The organism is Bacillus sp. Y3 (assembly GCF_008123875.1).
In the GTDB taxonomy this organism is placed as follows: domain Bacteria; phylum Bacillota; class Bacilli; order Bacillales; family Bacillaceae; genus Bacillus; species Bacillus altitudinis.
Map to the genome: position 1 here is coordinate 692,213 of NZ_VSSC01000003.1, position 18,547 is coordinate 710,759.

Sequence of the window (18,547 nt, forward strand, 5' to 3'; positions counted from 1 at the left end):
TATCAATACGGTCTCTGTATGAAGTTACACCGTATTATAAAACGTTTTTTCGTGAAAATCAAGAAAGCTTTTCACTTTTCTTTTCCAAATGACTAGGAACAAATTGAACATGCTGTTCCTGAAACGAATGAGGAGGGAATACCTCAACTCTTTCTTGAAAAATATTTTGAATGGTTTGCACCATCGAGTGACCTGTATCATCTGTAAATAGGTCAATTTTTTGTGGCGCAATGGATACAAGCGGTGCAATCAACTGCGAATCAATATACATTGGATGCTCTCTTACAAACTGTCTGTCTATGTATTGTTTTTGATCACGCTCAGAAGCGTACCGAAATTCCCAAATCATCAGGCGGTCCTGATGCACAACATGTACTTTTTCAAGCTTAGGTTCTCTTGACATCACATAGTCTCGAAGGGATTGAATAAAGTTTTGATATTCTTGTTCCATCTTATACTCTTCGATGGATACTTCAACATAGTTCTTCAGCCTTCTGTCATACGCTGAGAGCCTAAATGTCATAAATGAACCAATGGAAAAAACACCTTTCTGTAAAGAAATCGTCTCAAGCTCTTTTTTTAACAGATCCTCCCTCGGTGGGTCTTGATGAATTCCAGGGATATCATCTAGATCCCCTTTCATGATGCTATGTGCGATTGAAAGAATTTGGTGCTGCTCTTCTGGATCTTTAAATAAGTATGTGTTTTCAAGGATGCTACGCATGCGTTCATTTTCTTTGCATTCCAAAAAAAAGTGAATCAGTAATGTCCGCACAATGTGCTCTATGGCTTCTCCTGATTTTTTCGCTTCTATGAGAAGCCGGTCTTTCCCTTGTTGAATCGAAATGTGATGCCGACTGTCCAAGTGTTCAGCAAGATGTAAAAAAGCGGCGGTATCATATTCATCTTCAAAGATTATTTCAAGCATGTTTGTCCCCCCTAACGACATCTGTTACATATATATGGGGGGAACATAAAAAATAGACGCCTAAAATAAATCAGGCATCTTTCTTTTTAAAATCAGTGGCACTAAGATAAAGATCAAATAAATCAAACAAACAATCGCTAAGGCGGCATAATTTCCGCTTACAAAGCTTGATCCAAGGACATTTAATGCCACAGTACCAGGTATTAACCCTAAAAAAGTCGCTGCCGCAAATGCACGATAATTCGCACGTGAAGCTGCTGCGGCATAACTGACAAAATCAAAGTGAATGGGTGCAATGCGTAATAAGAGGATATAAAGAAATCCATGCTCTTGAATACGGGACGTCACCGCTTTTAGCTTCCGATTGCTTGATTCGGTTTCCTGCTTGTTTGAACGGAAGGTTGAGGCAAGCAGGAAAGATCCTGTTGCACCTGCTGTCGCACCAGCTAAGGCATAAATGGTCCCAAGGACACTGCCGAATGCCAAACCTGCTGCTAGCGAAAAGACGGTGAGAGGGACAAGCACAAATGGACGAAAAAGTGATAAGAAAAGAAAGACAAAGGGAGCCAGCATCCCAAATTGAAGAATCCAATTCTTCACATCTTTCGGCGACAGTTGAAGATGCTGTTTGTTGAGCCACCATAGCACAGCAGCTACAACCCCAATCACGAGGAAAAGCAGCCATTTTCTTTTATTCATTGCATCCGCTCCCCTTCACGTGACCTATCTTTTTATAAATGACGGCGATTTTCCCCTTCAAGCAGAACTGGTTCAGCTAGGTAGAGAATACGTTCCATTAATCGAGCTGCCTTCACCTCTTCTTTTTCCCCGCGCTGTGAGTACGTAAAGTGATGCTTTAACTCATTCGGTGAGAAATTAGAAGAGAAAAAAGTCGGCAGCTGCTCTGCCATGCGATATTGCAAGATTGTTCCTAAAAGTTCATCTCGTACCCAGCTTGTCATCGACTCTGCTCCAATATCATCAAGCATTAAAATTGGTGTTGATTTGACCATATTTAGCTTCTCTTCGAGTGTATGATCGGCTAACGAATTTTTTAACTCTCTCACAAATTCAGGCACGTATACAAGGAGAGATGGATACTCTTTTACCGCTAGCTGCTGCGCAATTGCTGCCAGAATAAATGTTTTTCCGACCCCAAACTTCCCGTGTAAATAAAGGCCTTTTCCCTTACCTGTTTCATCATAACTTTGCAGGAATTGACCTACTTTTTGAATGACTTCTTGTCTTCCAACCACATTTAAATCAGCAAACGTCGCTTGAAGAACATTCTGCGGAATGTACATGCTTTTCATGAGTTCTTGCTGTTTTTTCTGTCTATCAAGCCGCAGTTTGACAGGACAAGGGGAATATTCAATATCAATGCTCTGACCTTTGATCACAAGCTTCGGGTGATACCCGTCTAAAATGACATTTACATTCTCTTCCTCTAAGCAGTAAGAACAGCCCTTTGATTGTTGTACATATTCAAAGAGTCTGTTCAAACTGCGATTGATCATGTCTTCTTGGATGTCCTCTTGATGCTCCTTTAAAAAAGCTTTTACATCTTCATCAGCTAGGACACTTTCTTTAATCTGATTGTATCTCACTCGAAAATCTACCCGCCCTTTTAGCTGATCAAATGAACGACCGATCGGTTTCATCTCCATCTCACCTCACATTAATGTGCATTGTACTTTTTCATATTATTAAACTGATCTAACAATTTTTCTTTTTCTCGTTCGAGGTCCTCTGTAGACAAGTTATCTGTCTGTTCTTTTGGCTGTTCTTTCGTTTCAGCTTCTTTCATCCAGTCAGGCAGCTTCTCCTCACGGATCACTTTTCCTGATCCATATGATTGACGCTTATTTTTTTGCTGCGCCCATTCTGTCATTTGCCTATTTTCTTCTTTGGCAATTTTCATAGCAGCTGCCACGGTTTTAATTTTCTTTCGCACCCAGTGGGCGGCGATTTTCTGCATATATGTTTTGGACAGCTTCATATCGGTTTTTAGCAGTGTATAGTAGATCAGGACATTCATGACCCCAGGCTCTAGCTGCTGCTCAAGCATAATATCTTCAACAATTCTTAAGTCTGCATACGTCGGCTCAATGCCATCTGCCATATCTTTTAGAAGCTCTCTAGGCGAAATATGATCAAGCTTTTCAATCAATTTCGCATCAGGTGCATCTGCACCTGAATTTTGCGTGACATTGTGACGTAAATGTCTTGGCTGTTTTTGATCAATCAGCTTCGGCTGTTCGCCTCTGTATTCAATTTGATACCAGTCTCTCGCTGCTTTTCGCAGATCCTCAGTTGATATCATCTGATCTGAACCACATGCACCTGCGACAATATTTTGCATTTGCAGCGGGGTGATGCCATAGACGACCGCTAACTTCTTAATTGTCTCTTTCACTTGCTTTGTCAAAGCTTTTCTCGGAATCATCATATCCGACATGCCTGCTAACAATAGATCAAAATCAAAAGATTCATCTGAAAGCGGTGCAGGCTGACTTGAGCCAACTGTCACATATTCGTAGCCCTCGTCAAGCGATGACGCCTGATTGATTTCCTCTGTCATCTTGCGCTCTCCTGGCTGCAAGACGTGAAACACTTCTTCAAACGATCGGGAGATGTTCTTTGCATCAGCAGGAACTCCTGGATAAGAAAAATAATCACGAAGCTGCATATATTTTGCTTTCTCTACCCGATGATACAAAAGGACATTCAGCATACCGTCTTGGAAAAATTCATCCGGTCTCAGCGGCGGCACGAGCTCATATGTAAACAGTCTGCCTTCTTCCGTTTCCTGTTCATATGTGCGGAGTAATCCGATCGCTTCAAGCTTTAAGCGCTCCTCAAAAATATCATTTAAATTCGTTTGCAGCATCACCATCAGCTGACGGTGAGGTGCGGGTTTCCCCCACATTCGATTTTGTTCCAGCTCTCCCCACAGCGTCATGTATAAACTGAAAGCGGACATGCCAATAAGCGGCTGATATAAAAGAGTAATAAGCTGTCTATCGATGTCACCGAGCAATGAAGCGCTTTTGACGACATACGGATCGACGGCTAGCACTTCCTTCCAATGCTCTGTCATATGCTGATCCTCCCTTAATACGGTTGTCTTCATTGTACACTCTTTTTGCGTTTTACGCTTTACGCAGGAAAAAGAGCATGAAGAATCTTCAGCTCTTTTTTAGCGTTCTTTCTTTAATAAATCTTTTAATTCATCAATAAATACATTGATATCTTTAAATTGACGATATACCGACGCAAACCTGACGTAAGACACTTCATCAATTTTCGCCAGCTCGTCCATCACCATTTCCCCTACAAGCTCGCTTTTCACCTCTGACATGCCTTGGTTACGCAATTCCTTCTCGATGTTAAAACAGACATCCTCAAGCTGTTTTAAAGCGACAGGACGTTTTTCACACGCTTTGATGAGGCCTCTCAGCATCTTTTCCCGGCTGAATTCTTCTCGAATTCCTTCTTTTTTCACCACAATCAATGGCAATTCTTCTAATTTTTCAAACGTCGTGAAGCGATATTGACAGCTTTCACACTCTCTTCTGCGACGGATGGACTTCCCTTCATCTACTGGTCTTGAATCAAGCACCCTTGTGCCAAGGTGCTGACATGTGGGACATTTCATTTCATCAGCTCCGATCTCTTCTTGGAAGTTGTTTGTCTAGTTCTTTATAAAGGGACAAAACAGCCTTTTGACTGTAGCCAAAGTCTGTTGGCAGTGCTGTTTCTGTTGTCACATTAAAATCGACAGCTGTTTCAAAAGGACGAATTGAAATGACAGTCGCCACGAGAAAAGCTTTTTTCGGCGTTCGTATGTTTGCGCTGATTTCACCTCGTTCTGCTGAAACAGATGTCACTTGATAGGAATCGTTTCTTGAAAGAACGGCTTCTACCGCTTGAAAAACTTGAGTTTGTGTCGATTTGTAGTAATGGCTTTTCAGCTCTGACACTGGATGATGGTCAGATGTTTCTGTATGATTTGAAATGAATCGTTTTAGCTTTTGCCCTAAAGTCATACACGTATCCCCTTTGTCATAAACCCTCTTCTTTATTTTATAAAAAAAACCTTTGTTTTCCTAGAACAAAAGTATAGACAGGTTGGATCATGCTGAATGCCCGTGTATGGAACAAATATAAAAAGGAGCATAACACAAAGGCATTTAATGCTTTTGGCCAGCTCCCATTGCAATCTTTTTTATGTTTACAGTGCTTTGGCTTGCGCCTGTTTCACTTGTACAGGTCCCATGCCTCGAGGAATTTCGATGTTTTCTCTTGTTTCAGCACCTAGTTCATCTCCGATATGATCTGCTGCAATATTCGGATCTAGATCGCCGCAAGTATAAACATCTATGCTCGCATAACCATGTTCAGGAAAGCTGTGAATTGTCAGATGAGATTCAGAAATAATGACAACTCCACTTACTCCTTGAGGTGCAAATTTGTGAAAAGCAACCTCTCTTACTTCAGCTCCTGATTTCAAAGCTGCATTTACAAACGTTTTTTCAATAAAATCCATGTCGTTCAGTTTATCACAGTCGCATCCCCATAACTCGGAGATAACGTGACGTCCGATTGTTTCCATCATGGACCCCCCTTAAACAAGAATGAAAGAGTGAAGTTCTAAGCAGCCGGACCGGACATATACCACGGGGGAAAGTTAGTCCAAAGAGGTCCTAACCCTTTAAGTATACCCGAATGAGTCTGCGAACAAGAAGTTCACGAAAAATAGTATACTTTGTTTAGACCCATTTTGCAAGCTGTGTTTTTAGTGGGATTTTCTCTCATTTCTTGAAAAGGGACGTTCAGTCTTCTTCATTTCAAACAGCTGAAAGCTCTTTCATCTGGGAACCAACAAACTTTACAAGATCAACCACTCTGCAAGAATAGCCCCATTCATTGTCATACCATGCAAGAACTTTTACTTTTCTGCCTTCCATCACCATCGTTGTAAGTCCATCAACGACAGCAGAATAAGGGTTTGTGTTAAAGTCTGTGGAGACAAGTGGTTCATCGGTGTAATCTAATATGCCAGCAAGAGATGTTTTTGAAGCCGTTGCAAAGGCAGCATTGACCTCTTCTGCTGTGACATCTTTTTTCAAATCGACCACAAGATCAACCATCGACACATTTGAAACCGGTACGCGAAGTGCAAGTCCATGTAATTTCCCTTTCATGTGCGGCAACACTAAAGAAAGCGCTTTAGCGGCACCCGTCGTCGTTGGAATGATGGACTGGGCACATGCTCTTGCCCGGCGCAAATCCTTGTGGGGGTTGTCGATATTTTTTTGATCATTTGTATAAGCATGAACCGTTGTCATTAAGCCGTTGTCGATGCCAAATTCATCATCTAACAGCTTGACAACTGGTGCTAAGCAGTTTGTTGTACAAGATGCGTTTGAAATAACGACGTGCTTTTCAGGATCAAGATCATCCTCATTGACACCCATTACAATTGTAACGTCTTCATTTTTACCTGGAGCTGTAAGTACGACCTTTTTCGCTCCGGCATCTATATGGCCCATCGCTTGATCTTTTGAATTAAATTTCCCTGTTGCTTCGATCACGATATCAATCCCAAGCTCTCCCCATGGAAGCTGCTTTGGGTCTCTATTATTGAGCAAAAGCACTCTTTTGCCATTGACAATCAACGCGTCATCTTCTGCTGTCACATCGCATTCGTAACGTCCATGATTTGTGTCATATTTAATTAAATGTGCTAGCGTTTCGGCAGGATAGCTTGCGTTCACCGCTACAATTTGAATTTGATCATCAAGCATTGCTTTTCTGAAGACCATGCGTCCAATTCTGCCAAACCCATTGATCGCTGCTTTTACCTTCATGAACAGGTCACTCCTCTATTATGTGTTATACTCAATAAATTTATTTATGAAATTAGTATATCACATTAGAATGTAATTGCCAGTATATAAACGTATATTTTCAAAAAAGGGCTGTTCTTTGCAATGAAATTGACGAAAAAAGCATAAAAAAAGAAGAGCACTGTATGTACTCTTACTTATCTGTATGTTCCCATTCGTTTAATATGTTCTCTAATTGCTTTCTCATAAAAGCAAGATCTTTTGTGTTTTCTATCACACGGTCTGCTTTTTGGCATTTTTCCTCAAGAGGCTGCTGGGAGTGAATGCGATTCAGTGCTTCTTCCTCGCTCAGGTCGTTTCGATTCATGAGCCGCGACAGCTGCAATTCAGGCGTCGTGTACACAACGATGATACGGTCGACTAGCCCTTCCAGCTTGCTCTCGAATAGGAGCGGGATATCAAGCACAACAAATGTTTCATTGTTGCTCACCCCTTCATCACGCTGCTCGAGCATTTCCTTTCTGACTTCAGGATGAACGATGGCATTGAGCTGTTTTCTTTTCTCTTCATCAGAAAAAATGATCGCTCCAAGCTGCTGCCGGTTCAGTTCACCATTTGGCAGAAGAACCTCTTCACCAAAGGTTTGAACGATTTGATGAAGGGCAGGCGATCCTTTAGAAACCGCTTCTTTTGCAATGATATCTGCATCCACCACCCGAATGCCTTTCTCTTTTATCATCTGCGAGACTGTGCTTTTTCCGCTAGCAATCCCGCCTGTTAATCCAATGACGAGCGTCAATTCGTTTCCTCCTTTACAGCTTCCACACCCCAATTAAAATGAGCAACAGCCCTGGTAAGCATGCGAGTTTATCGATCCAGCGCCAATTGGCCAAATAATGACCCGCACGCAGTCCAATGCATACAAAAAGAGAACTCATCACAGCGACCGTGATGCTCATGACAATTGGAGAAAAACCAAGAATCGCTGCACCAATCCCTGCACCAAATGCATCGATGGATAAAGCAATTCCAAGAAGCACCGCTTCCATTCCATTAATGGTGCCAGAGCGGTCAATATCTGCACTTGTAGGCTTTCGCAAAATATGAATGACAAGCCCAAGAGACTGCACTTCTACATTGAGAAGTGTTTTTTCATGAAGGAGCAAATCACGCTCTTTCGCTGGTTTATAAAATTGATACAGAACCCAAAGTCCGATGGCAATTAAGATGCCTCCACCCAGTTTATCTGTCACTGAGACAGGGAGGAATGTCGTGAGCAGGCTGCCAATCAGCATGGAAATGAGCAACACAATTCCTGAACAGCAAGCAATAATAACGATGGCTTTAAATGGAATCCTCATCTTGCGAAGACCATACGTAAAACCTACAGAAAAGCTGTCAATGCTGACGGCAATAGCTAAAAACAGAAGCGAAAACGAAATCATACCTGTACTCTTCCTTTCTGTTCATGCAACGATGATCAAGAGTCTCTAGGCGTCCTTAGACTCTTCTTCACTATATGAAGAGCAGGTGGGCTGTGTGTCAGTCTACACCTTGCTGAAAAAAGAATGTTTTTTATCGTATGCATGGCAAAAAGGAAGCATGCTGACGGCTTACTTTTATGAAGGGCGTTTTTGGCAGGTCACACAAAAATGAGTGCCGCGCCCTCCAACCACTGTTTTTTCTATGATACTTCCGCACGTCTGGCAAGGTTCTCCCCGCCGGTCATATACAAGAAGCTGTAACTGAAAAGTCCCAATATCACCTTGTGAATTGATGTAGGAACGAATGGTGCTACCTCCTGCATCAACAGCCACTTGAAGCGTGTCAATAATATGTTTGTGGAGCACCTTACAAGATTCAAGGCTTAGCTGATTCGCTTTTGTTTCTGGATGAATGCCTGATTTAAACAGCACTTCATCTACATAAATATTACCAAGGCCAACCACAATCTTTTGATCAAGTAAAGCCGTTTTGACCACGCGGGAGGTTTTCTTTAATTGCTCCCATAAATAGTCTGGTGTAAATGAGTCTGAAAAAGGTTCATATCCCAGCTGTGATAGCGGAAGTTCTTTTTCTTCTTCGCCTGGCTGAAATAGATGCATCGTCCCAAATTTACGGACATCATGATACCGAAGTTCGGTACCATCTGTGAACGTAAAGACGACGTGTACATGTTTATCATAAGGCTCACCAGTTTCATGTACACGGTATTTCCCTTCCATTCTTAAATGGGAGACCATCACATAGTGGTCTAAATGAAAGAGTAGAAACTTCCCTCTTCTTTCAATGGTTTGAATGGTTTCTCCTACCATCCTTCTAGCGAACTCTTCCGGTTCCCCAGGACGTTTGATGATATTTGGCCATTTGATATCGACCGTTTCAATCGTTTTTCCTTTGACTAACCGCTGAAGAGTGCGCCGGACGGTCTCAACCTCTGGTAATTCCGGCATGCTCCTCGCTCCTTTTTCTCTCTCTTTATTTTGCGTCGTACCAAGATGGGCCTGAAGCGAAATCGACTTTTAGCGGCACATCGAGCTGAAGTGCGCTTTCCATGACTTCAGGGACGATTTTTTCTAATATGGCGATTTCTTCTTTTGGCGCTTCAAAGATCAGTTCATCGTGCACTTGCAATAACAGATTTGCCTGCAGATTCTCTTCTTTTAACTTTCGTGCCATATCAATCATCGCTTTTTTGATGATATCGGCGGCACTGCCTTGGATCGGTGTGTTCATTGCCGTTCTTTCCGCAAAGCTTTTCACATTAAAATTACGGCTTGTGATATCTGGAATATATCGTCTACGTTTAAGAAGCGTGGTCACATACCCTTTTTGTTTTGCTTCCTGCACGATGTCTTCCATATAAGTTTTCACGCCTTTAAAGCTTGTTAAATAACGTTCAATGAAGGCCGCTGCTTCTTTTCTTGTAATCCCAAGGTTTTGAGACAGTCCATAATCACTAATTCCATATACGATTCCGAAGTTGACAGCTTTGGCCTGTCTTCTCATAGAGGAAGTCACTTCTTCTTCTGAGACATGGAACACATCCATGGCTGTTTTCGTGTGAATATCCATATCTTGCGTAAAGGCTTCAATCAAGTTCTCATCTTGAGAAATGTGCGCGAGTACACGCAGCTCAATTTGAGAATAGTCAGCTGCAAACATGAGCCAGCCTTCTTTTGACGGAACGAACGCTTGACGAATTTTTCGGCCTTCTTCTAAACGAATCGGGATGTTTTGAAGGTTTGGGTCTGTTGAGCTTAGTCTTCCTGTTTGTGTAAGTGCCTGATTAAATCTTGTGTGCACTTTATGCGTATCTTTGCGCGTCACTTTCATTAAGCCTTCCACATAAGTAGATTGCAGCTTTCCTATTTGACGGTAATGCAGAATGGACCGAATAATTTCGTGCTTGTCTTCAAGCTTTTCAAGGACATCCGCAGACGTAGAGTAGCCTGTTTTGGTTTTTTTGATAACAGGCAGTCCTAATTTTTCAAATAAAATCACACCAAGTTGCTTCGGTGAATTGATGTTAAATGTTTCTCCTGCTAACCGATGAATGGTTTCTTCATATTCCTTCAGCTTCTTCGTGAGTTCTTCACCCATTTTCTGAAGACGTTCAACATCCACTTTTACCCCAAGAGATTCCATTTCACCTAAGATGAGGGCAAGTGGCAACTCTAAATCTTCATACAGCTCATGCTGGTCATTCTTTTCTAACGCTTCAAGGGTCAAATCATGCAGCGCTGAGATCGCTGCTGCTTTTCTTCCAAGATGGTCTTTTAGCTCTTCTTCAGGTGGAATTGCCTGTTTCGCTCCTTTTCCGTATACTTTTTCATCGGAAAGGGCTATGTTCAGGCCATATTCCTTCGCCACACTTGCAACGTCCTCATAGGATTTCTGCGGATTGACCACATAGGAAGCGAGCAGGACATCGTTATCGACACCTTTAAGATCGACATCATGCCATCTGAGGGCAACAACCGCTCTTTTGGAATCAAAGACCCATTTCTTCTTCGTTTCATCCTGTACCCATTGTTTAAACGCTTCAGATTGCAGAGCATCTTCTTTTGTCATAAAAAATGCACCGTTCTCATTATGGATCGCAAACCCTATCAAATCGGCTTCGTGATAATTGTCTCCTAGCTGTTCTACCACAAGTGCAGCGTGATCTGTCAGCATGTCCTCCGTGACATCTGTCATTTTCTTCACGTCTAGTTCGTCTATTTCTACTGGTTCATCTGATTCTGGCGCTTCTCCTAAACGCTCTAGCAGCGTTTGAAAGCCCAGTTCTTTATAAAGAGAGATGACCTGCTCCATGTGAGGACCTTCATAGGCGAGCTCTTTGCTTGACACATCTATTGGTGCTTCTACGAGAATCGTCGCCAGCTTTTTACTCATCACCGCTTGTTCTTTATATTCTTCAAGCTTTTCTTTTAGCTTTTTCCCGCTGACTTCGTCAATATGATCAAGCAGATTTTCAACCGTTTCAAACTGCTTTAGTAATTTGATCGCTGTTTTTTCACCGACACCAGGCACGCCAGGGATATTGTCTGATGAGTCTCCCATCAGCCCTTTCATGTCGATGATTTGATCTGGTCTGAGGCCGTATTTCTCTTCAATATGTGCCGGTGTGTAATATTCTACTTCTGTGATCCCTTTTTTCGTAATGGCTACTGTTGTATGGTCTGTTGAAAGCTGCGTTAAGTCTTTATCTCCTGAGAAGATTTTGACCTCAAAGCCGTCCTTTTCTGCCTCTACAGCCAGTGTGCCGATAATGTCATCTGCCTCGTATTGCGGAAGCTCGTACCTTTTCACTTGATAAGCATCTAATAGCTCACGGATGAACGGCATTTGTTCTGATAGTTCTGGCGGAGTTTTTTGTCTTCCGCCTTTATATTCCTTAAAGGTCTCGTGACGGAAGGTGGTTTTACCCGCATCAAATGCTACGAGCATATGAGTCGGCTTCTCGTCTTCCAGCATCTTCATTAAGATCATCGCAAAGCCATAAATGGCATTTGTATGTACGCCTTTATCATTGGATAATAGCGGCAAAGCAAAAAAGGCCCGATAAGCGAGACTGTTTCCATCCACAAGTACTAATTTCTTTTGATCTGTCATCTTTTAATCCTCCATCGACTGAGCCGGCTCAGCCGTCTCTTTCGCACATTGTATGTTCATTTTATCAAAGTTTATTTTGAAAAGAAAATAGACGAGCCTGCATAAAAAAGGGACGAAAACAACAAGTGTTTTCGTCCTTCCAAAATTGGCTCCTTGGATGAAGGGGTTCCTATTCATCCTACCAATGATTGATTAACAAAACATGAATTCATTGTAAAGATCATGTAAATTTTAACGCCACTTTCCATTCTTCTCTATTTTGACTTTAAACTCACGGTAAACGTCGTCCCTTTGCCTTGTTTGCTATGAACAGAAATCGTTCCTTCATGTGCTTCGACTAGGTGTTTGACAATGGCAAGACCAAGCCCTGTACCGCCTGAGTTTCTACTTCTATCTTTATCAATTCGATAAAATCTCTCGAATATTCTTGGAATCTCACTCTTTTTCATACCGATCCCTGTATCTGCTACATCAAATTCATAGCTGTCTTTCCTCTGTCTTGCTGTGATCGTGACACTTCCTCCCTCTGGTGTATAGGTGAGAGCATTATTGATCAGGTTGAGGAAAATTTGTTTTAATCTCAGCGGATCAGCCATGACATAGACCGGCTCTTTCGGGACACGCACTTGTAGGTCAATGCCTTTTTCAGCAGCCTTTTGTTTTAGCAACACTTCAATCTCTTGAATGATTTCTGTCGCGTTGGCTTCTTGAATATTCAGCTTAAAATGCTGCTGTTCAATTTTCGAGAGATCAAGTAAGTCTTGGATGAGCGTTTCTAAACGAATACTCTCTTTTAGGATGATGGACAAAAATTGTGTGAGCGCTTCTTTGTCGTCAATGGCACCATCCAGAAGTGTTTCAGAAAAGCCTTTAATTGACGTAATCGGTGTCTTTAATTCGTGTGACACGTTAGCGACAAAGTCTTTTCGCATCTGTTCTAGCTGCTTTGTTTCTGTCACATCATGAAAGACAAGAACAATCCCTTTCCATTCATCGTCTGTACTTAAGATCGGGACACCATCGACTTGGAAATAACGGCGCTCGATGTCAACAGCGAGACGTAAAAACTTTCGGACCTTGGTTTCTGTCATGAAAATTTCGTCTATTAACTCAATAATCTCTTCATGGGTAAAGGCTTCATGATACAGCTTGTGCATGTAAATATGTTTTTGCACTTTGAATTGCTTGCGGAATGTTCGATTGACTAAGTGAATATAGCCCATTTTATCAATCAAAATAATCCCCGCTCCGATGTTTTCAATGACTGTTTGCAGACGATCTCGCTGCATTTCGCCAGCGCTTGTCATGTCTTGAAGACTTTCTGCCAGACGCTTCATTGATGTATTGAGTTCACTTGTTTCAATGATCAGCTCTTCATAGTTATTTGTATCATAGTTCCCTCGTTCAAGCTGTTTGGCCACCTTTGTGGCATAATCAATCGGCTTTACATACTTCATCGACATGCGATAGCCAAAAAAGACGATGATAATGATGGCTGAACCAAGACAAAAGGCTAATGCAAGCCAGAGCTGGCCGTCAATCTCATTCAAAGGCTGGAATGAAGCATGAAGAAATAAATATCCCGCCGGTTCGTTTTGTTTCATCATTGGAACTGCATAATGAAACAGCGCATCCTTCTCATCCTCAATGAACATTCCTTTTGTTTGAAGCTGCTCACTTTTCAGTGTGTTTAAAATGACAGCCCTTTGTTCTGCTTGACCCGTTGTATGTATGATATTCCCCTTCACGTCCACAATCGACGCATTCATATCGAGATGCTGCTTTGCTTGATTGAGAATCTTCTTGTTTTGCTCCGCATTCAAATCTTCCACATTCATAGAAGAAAGGAGAAAACTCGATTCCTTTTCCATTCGTTCGGTTAATTTTGTTTCATAGAAAATATGAAACATATGATCCAAGAAAAGACCAAGCGCAACAAACACAATAAACAGGAGAAAAATGAGCCCAGAAAAAAGTCGGGTTCTCACTTTACTCATTTGGCTTTGGCTCCTCCAATTTGTAGCCTAAGCCTCGAATGGTTTTAATATATGTTGGTTTTTTCGTGTTCTTTTCAATTTTGTCCCGCAAGTGGCTGATATGCACATCCACAATACGAGTATCACCTGCAAAGTCATAATTCCAAACCGCACTTAACAATAGATCACGCGTCAAGACACGGCCTTTATGCTTAGCCAAATAAAGAAGCAGTTCAAATTCCTTTGGCGTGAGCTCTAGACGTTCTTCTTGGAAATAGACTTCGTAATGTTCAGGTAAAATGCGCAGGTCTCCAATTTTGATTTGGTCTGCAATGATCTCTTCCTTCTCTTCTTGCACGGGAGCCGGCTGAGATTGCTGTGCTCTTCTCAAAATGGCTTTTACCCGAGCACCCACTTCTCTAGGACTGAAAGGTTTTGTCATGTAATCATCGGCTCCAAGTTCAAGACCGAGCACCTTATCAAATTCATCGTCCTTTGCTGTCAGCATTAAAATAGGGAACATCATTTTTTGAATTCTCAGTTGTTTGCACACTTCAATGCCATCCATTTTCGGAAGCATTAAATCAAGCACAATCAGATCAGGCTGTTCACTTGCTGCTTTTTCAAGCGCTTCTTCTCCGTCTCTTGCTGTGACGACATCGTAGCCCGCCCTTTCAAGGTTATAGCTTAGAAGTGTTACAATTGATTCTTCATCATCCACAACTAATATTTTTTTATTCATGTTGTGCCTCCAATTAGTGATTTCCCCTGCATCCGGTTTTTTGTATCTTATGTGAAAAGCGAGAAGTCATGCTTTCTCTTTCATTTTAACGAAAGCTTAACAAGAGAACAATTTAAAATTTCGACAAGATTGGTTTTGTAAACAAAAAGAAGACTCCTCATACGAGAAGCCTTCTCAGCGTGTAGACAAACCCTCGCATTCGGTGTCAGTCCTGCGCGCTGGTGCTCACGAATGTCAAATTCGCTCCGCGCCAGTACTCGCCCTTCCTAGACTGCAAAGGTTTTCTATCACGCTGAAAAGAAGACAAAGGGCTAAAATAAACAACATTTTAGCCCTTTGTCAACAATCTGAAAGAAGACTCCTCATACGAGAAGCCTTCTTTTTTATTCATATTAAGACAATACTTTCATGACGTTCTTTACAGATTCAACAGAACGGTCAAGCTGACTTCTTTCTTCTTCTGTCAGCTCAAGCTCGATGATCTGCTCAAGGCCGTTTCCACCTACGATTGTTGGAACGCCAAGGTAAATGCCTTCGTAGCCATATTCACCTTCAAGGTATGCAATCGTCGGCATGACGCGGCGTTGATCTTTTAAGATCGCCTCAACCATTTCAACGAGTGAAGCAGCAGGTGCATAATACGCACTACCGTTACCTAATAGGTTAACGATTTCACCGCCGCCTTTTCTTGTTCTTTCAACAATTGCATCAATTCGCTCTTTAGGAATTAATGTTTCCAGCGGGATACCGCCTGCATAAGAGTAACGTACAAGAGGAACCATGTCGTCCCCATGTCCGCCAAGAACAAAGCCCGTCACATCTTTCACAGATAGGTTTAATTCTTGAGCAACGAACGTACGGAAACGTGCTGTATCAAGAATTCCTGATTGTCCGATGACTTTTTCTTTTGGTAATCCTGATTCTTTATAAACTGCATATGTCATTGCATCAACAGGGTTTGTTAACACAACAATGATCGCTTCTGGAGAATATTTAACGATTTCACGTGTCACACTGCGCATGATTTTTTCATTTGTTGACACGAGGTCGTCACGGCTCATTCCCGGCTTTCTTGCAATTCCTGCCGTAATGACCACGACATCAGAACCGGCTGTATCTTCGTAGTTAGAAGTTCCTGTAATATTCGCATCGAAGCCTTGAACAGGGCTTGCTTCCAGCATGTCAAGTGCTTTCCCTTTTGTCGGGTTCTCAAGCTGAGGGATATCCACTAATACGACATCCGCTAATTCTTTTTGAGCTGTTAGAAATGCTGTAGTTGCTCCAGTAAAGCCTGCTCCGATGACAGATACTTTTTTACGCTTGTTTGCCATTTCCTTTTTCCCCTTTAACTTTAAAGTTTAAGAATCAAGACAAGTTTTTGATGAGCTCGTCAGCAAACTCAGAACATTTCACTTCTGTTGCACCGTCCATTAATCTAGCAAAATCGTACGTGACGACTTTAGATGCAATTGTTTTTTCAACAGATTGAATCACTAGATCAGCAGCTTCTTGCCATCCAAGGTGCTCAAGTAAAAGCACGCCTGATAGAAGAACAGAAGATGGATTCACTTTATCAAGACCAGCATATTTCGGTGCTGTTCCGTGAGTCGCTTCAAAAATAGCATGTCCTGTTTCGTAGTTGATATTTGCACCAGGTGCGATACCAATTCCACCAACTTGTGCTGCAAGTGCATCAGAGATGTAGTCTCCGTTTAAGTTCATTGTTGCGACAACATCGAACTCAGCTGGACGAGTTAAAATTTGTTGAAGGAAAATATCTGCAATGCTGTCTTTGACAATGATTTTGCCAGCAGCTTCTGCTTCACTTTGCGCTTTGTTTGCCGCATCTTTTCCATCTTGTTCTACAATACGATCATATTGTGCCCATGTAAAGACTTTGTCGCCAAACTCTTTTTCAGCCACTTCGTAGCCCCAGTTTTTGAAGGCTCCTTCTGTAAATTTCATGATGTTTCCTTTGTGAACAAGTGTCACAGATTTACGGCCTTGGTCAATCGCATATTGGATCGCTGCTCTGACAAGACGAGATGTTCCTTCTTCAGAAACTGGTTTGATTCCGATACCTGATGTTTCTGGGAAACGGATTTTATTCACACCTAATTCGTTTTTCAAGAAGTCGATTAACTTCTTCACTTCGTCTGATCCTTTTGCATACTCAATTCCTGCATAGATATCTTCAGTGTTTTCACGGAAGATGACCATGTCTGTGTCTTCTGGACGTTTCACAGGAGATGGTACGCCTTGGAACCAGCGAACTGGACGTAAGCATGTGAATAAATCAAGCTCTTGTCTTAGTGCCACGTTCAATGAACGGATTCCTCCACCAATTGGTGTTGTCAGTGGTCCTTTGATCGCGATTAAATATTCACGAATGTCTTCAAGTGTTTGCTCTGGAAGCCACTCGCCAGTTTTATTGTAAGCTTTTTCACCTGCATATACTTCTTTCCAAGTGATTTGCTTTTCACCTTTATATGCTTTTTCTACAGCTGCTTCAAGAACTCTTGATGCTGCTTTCCAAATGTCAGGACCGATTCCGTCCCCTTCGATAAACGGGATAATTGGATTATTTGGTACATTCAATACGCCGCCAGTAACTGTAATTTTTTCGCCTTGTGACAATGATATTACCTCCCAGGTTATGTAGTGAATATTTGAAACTTCCAAGCTTGATGTCTGCAAGCCAAGAAGTTTTTCACGTGATTCGTTTTTTGTTGATATGGAGGCTGATTGGTTTAGATGGATCAGCCTCCACTATTCTATAAACATTAGTCTCTTTCACTGATCGGAACAAACGTTTGAAGATCAGGTCCAATATAGTCAGCTCTTGGACGGATCAGACGGTTGTTGTCATATTGCTCTAAAATGTGAGCAATCCATCCAGAGAATCGGCTGATCACGAAAATTGGTGTAAACAAGTCATGATCAATCCCAAGACTGTGATAGACAGAAGCAGAATAAAAATCAACATTTGGTGGAAGATTTTTCTCTGATGTCACGATTTCCTCTGCGCGTACAGACATTTCATACCATTTTGGCTCGCCTGTGAGATTTGTTAAGCGCTGGCTCATTTCTTTTAAATGTTTTGCACGCGGGTCACCCTGGCGGTAAACGCGGTGGCCAAAGCCCATAATTTTCTCTTTCTTCTCTAGCTTACCATGAATATAGGAATCTACGTTTTCAACTTCGCCAATTTCTGACAGCATCTTCATTACGCCTTCATTCGCGCCGCCATGAAGTGGTCCTTTCAATGCGCCGATAGCCGCTGTTACACCAGAGTAGATATCTGATAGTGTAGCAACACATACACGTGCTGTAAATGTCGATGCGTTTAATTCGTGATCCGCATGTAGAATGAGCGCTTTATCAATCGCTTCAATTTCTACTGGTGAAGGCTCTTCGCCGTTTAGCATATATAAGAAGTTTGCAGCATAGCTGTATTCTTCTTTTGGCTGTACAGGCTCAAGCCCCTTTCGAATACGTGAGAATGCAGCGACAAGTCCAGAAATTTTCGCTTGTAAGCGAATGGCTTTTCTGTAATTCGCTTCTTTGTCCATAATCTCTGATTCGTCATCAAGTAAACCTAATAAGGATACCGCTGTACGAATCGCAGACATTGGATGAACCCCATCCAGCGAATAAGATTTAAAGTGCTCAATGATCTCTTGCGGAATATGAGCATTTTCATTGAGCTGCTGCTTTAACTCGCTTAGCTCCTGCTCATTCGGCAGCTTTAAGTGCCATAACAGGTAGACAATTTCTTCGAAAGTAGCTTTTTCAGTTAAATCATCGATATTGTACCCTACATAAGTAAGAGTATCATCAATAATTGAGCTTACGGATGAAGTTGTTGCCACGATACCTTCAAGACCTCTTGTTGCTGTCATGTTCAATCTCCCCTTTTTAAAAAGATTCC

General features: G+C 41.9%; 17 protein-coding genes and 1 other annotated feature (1 of these 18 only partly in view). All 17 genes read right to left on the minus strand.

Features of this window, described 5'->3' with window-relative positions; all coding sequences use genetic code 11:
* Positions 1-15: a binding site (T-box leader), on the minus strand (it extends 233 nt beyond the left edge of the window).
* A 43-nt stretch (positions 16-58) separates the two neighbouring features.
* The 17 genes from ytxC to citZ all read right to left on the minus strand — a co-directional run bounded on the left by ytxC (position 59) and on the right by citZ (position 18,518).
* Positions 59-928 (minus strand): putative sporulation protein YtxC, encoded by an 870-nt coding sequence (gene ytxC, locus FXF70_RS08660; protein ID WP_008346029.1) that lies wholly within the window; start codon positions 926-928, stop codon positions 59-61.
* Between the two features lie 60 nt (positions 929-988).
* Positions 989-1,627, minus strand: coding sequence for a TVP38/TMEM64 family protein (locus FXF70_RS08665; RefSeq protein WP_108611307.1), 639 nt, complete (start codon positions 1,625-1,627; stop codon positions 989-991).
* A 32-nt stretch (positions 1,628-1,659) separates the two neighbouring features.
* The gene (gene dnaI / locus FXF70_RS08670; protein ID WP_008346034.1) at positions 1,660-2,589 is read right to left on the minus strand and encodes a primosomal protein DnaI; all 930 of its coding nucleotides are present in this window, start codon (positions 2,587-2,589) and stop codon (positions 1,660-1,662) included.
* A 17-nt stretch (positions 2,590-2,606) separates the two neighbouring features.
* Positions 2,607-4,028: a replicative helicase loading/DNA remodeling protein DnaB gene (gene dnaB / locus FXF70_RS08675; protein WP_017367826.1), complete on the minus strand. Its 1,422-nt coding sequence runs from the start codon at positions 4,026-4,028 to the stop codon at positions 2,607-2,609.
* Positions 4,029-4,127: 99 nt separating this feature from the next.
* Positions 4,128-4,586, minus strand: a complete 459-nt coding sequence (gene nrdR, locus FXF70_RS08680) for a transcriptional regulator NrdR (protein WP_003216720.1) — start codon at positions 4,584-4,586, stop codon at positions 4,128-4,130.
* Positions 4,587-4,590: 4 nt separating this feature from the next.
* Positions 4,591-4,977 carry a hypothetical protein gene (locus tag FXF70_RS08685; protein WP_017358264.1) on the minus strand — a complete coding sequence of 129 codons (387 nt, stop codon included), beginning with the start codon at positions 4,975-4,977 and terminating at the stop codon, positions 4,591-4,593.
* 185 nt (positions 4,978-5,162) lie between these two features.
* Positions 5,163-5,543, minus strand: coding sequence for an adenosylmethionine decarboxylase (gene speD, locus FXF70_RS08690; protein ID WP_003216492.1), 381 nt, complete (start codon positions 5,541-5,543; stop codon positions 5,163-5,165).
* Between the two features lie 235 nt (positions 5,544-5,778).
* Positions 5,779-6,801 (minus strand): glyceraldehyde-3-phosphate dehydrogenase, encoded by a 1,023-nt coding sequence (locus tag FXF70_RS08695; protein WP_008346043.1) that lies wholly within the window; start codon positions 6,799-6,801, stop codon positions 5,779-5,781.
* 172 nt (positions 6,802-6,973) lie between these two features.
* Positions 6,974-7,579 carry a dephospho-CoA kinase gene (coaE, locus tag FXF70_RS08700; RefSeq protein ID WP_148780115.1) on the minus strand — a complete coding sequence of 202 codons (606 nt, stop codon included), beginning with the start codon at positions 7,577-7,579 and terminating at the stop codon, positions 6,974-6,976.
* 13 nt (positions 7,580-7,592) lie between these two features.
* Positions 7,593-8,225, minus strand: coding sequence for a sporulation membrane protein YtaF (gene ytaF / locus FXF70_RS08705; protein WP_007501684.1), 633 nt, complete (start codon positions 8,223-8,225; stop codon positions 7,593-7,595).
* 174 nt (positions 8,226-8,399) lie between these two features.
* Positions 8,400-9,233: a DNA-formamidopyrimidine glycosylase gene (mutM, locus tag FXF70_RS08710; RefSeq protein ID WP_138826252.1), complete on the minus strand. Its 834-nt coding sequence runs from the start codon at positions 9,231-9,233 to the stop codon at positions 8,400-8,402.
* A 25-nt stretch (positions 9,234-9,258) separates the two neighbouring features.
* Entirely contained in the window at positions 9,259-11,898 is a 2,640-nt protein-coding gene (gene polA, locus FXF70_RS08715; RefSeq protein ID WP_017358267.1) for a DNA polymerase I, read from the minus strand.
* A gap of 254 nt (positions 11,899-12,152) precedes the next feature.
* Positions 12,153-13,895: a two-component system histidine kinase PnpS gene (gene pnpS / locus FXF70_RS08720; protein WP_060781267.1), complete on the minus strand. Its 1,743-nt coding sequence runs from the start codon at positions 13,893-13,895 to the stop codon at positions 12,153-12,155.
* Positions 13,888-14,616, minus strand: coding sequence for a response regulator transcription factor (locus FXF70_RS08725; RefSeq protein WP_007501691.1), 729 nt, complete (start codon positions 14,614-14,616; stop codon positions 13,888-13,890). Before FXF70_RS08725 ends, pnpS begins: the two co-directional genes overlap by 8 nt.
* A gap of 392 nt (positions 14,617-15,008) precedes the next feature.
* On the minus strand, positions 15,009-15,947 hold the full coding sequence (gene mdh / locus FXF70_RS08730; RefSeq protein WP_007501693.1) for a malate dehydrogenase: 939 nt from the start codon (positions 15,945-15,947) through the stop codon (positions 15,009-15,011).
* A 34-nt stretch (positions 15,948-15,981) separates the two neighbouring features.
* On the minus strand, positions 15,982-17,253 hold the full coding sequence (gene icd / locus FXF70_RS08735; RefSeq protein ID WP_008346060.1) for an NADP-dependent isocitrate dehydrogenase: 1,272 nt from the start codon (positions 17,251-17,253) through the stop codon (positions 15,982-15,984).
* Positions 17,254-17,399: 146 nt separating this feature from the next.
* Positions 17,400-18,518, minus strand: a complete 1,119-nt coding sequence (gene citZ / locus FXF70_RS08740; RefSeq protein WP_008346063.1) for a citrate synthase — start codon at positions 18,516-18,518, stop codon at positions 17,400-17,402.
* Between the last annotated feature and the right edge of the window lie 29 nt (positions 18,519-18,547).

Bases quoted from the DNA above. Each gene is read 5' to 3' on its own strand.
- ytxC (WP_008346029.1), bottom strand. From the start codon at position 928: ATGCTTGAAATAATCTTTGAAGATGAATATGATACCGCCGCTTTTTTA.
- FXF70_RS08665 (WP_108611307.1), bottom strand. From the start codon at position 1,627: ATGAATAAAAGAAAATGGCTGCTTTTCCTCGTGATTGGGGTTGTAGCT.
- dnaI (WP_008346034.1), bottom strand. From the start codon at position 2,589: ATGAAACCGATCGGTCGTTCATTTGATCAGCTAAAAGGGCGGGTAGAT.
- dnaB (WP_017367826.1), bottom strand. From the start codon at position 4,028: ATGACAGAGCATTGGAAGGAAGTGCTAGCCGTCGATCCGTATGTCGTC.
- nrdR (WP_003216720.1), bottom strand. From the start codon at position 4,586: ATGAAATGTCCCACATGTCAGCACCTTGGCACAAGGGTGCTTGATTCA.
- FXF70_RS08685 (WP_017358264.1), bottom strand. From the start codon at position 4,977: ATGACTTTAGGGCAAAAGCTAAAACGATTCATTTCAAATCATACAGAA.
- speD (WP_003216492.1), bottom strand. From the start codon at position 5,543: ATGGAAACAATCGGACGTCACGTTATCTCCGAGTTATGGGGATGCGAC.
- FXF70_RS08695 (WP_008346043.1), bottom strand. From the start codon at position 6,801: ATGAAGGTAAAAGCAGCGATCAATGGGTTTGGCAGAATTGGACGCATG.
- ytaF (WP_007501684.1), bottom strand. From the start codon at position 8,225: ATGATTTCGTTTTCGCTTCTGTTTTTAGCTATTGCCGTCAGCATTGAC.
- mutM (WP_138826252.1), bottom strand. From the start codon at position 9,233: ATGCCGGAATTACCAGAGGTTGAGACCGTCCGGCGCACTCTTCAGCGG.
- polA (WP_017358267.1), bottom strand. From the start codon at position 11,898: ATGACAGATCAAAAGAAATTAGTACTTGTGGATGGAAACAGTCTCGCT.
- pnpS (WP_060781267.1), bottom strand. From the start codon at position 13,895: ATGAGTAAAGTGAGAACCCGACTTTTTTCTGGGCTCATTTTTCTCCTG.
- FXF70_RS08725 (WP_007501691.1), bottom strand. From the start codon at position 14,616: ATGAATAAAAAAATATTAGTTGTGGATGATGAAGAATCAATTGTAACA.
- mdh (WP_007501693.1), bottom strand. From the start codon at position 15,947: ATGGCAAACAAGCGTAAAAAAGTATCTGTCATCGGAGCAGGCTTTACT.
- citZ (WP_008346063.1), bottom strand. From the start codon at position 18,518: ATGACAGCAACAAGAGGTCTTGAAGGTATCGTGGCAACAACTTCATCC.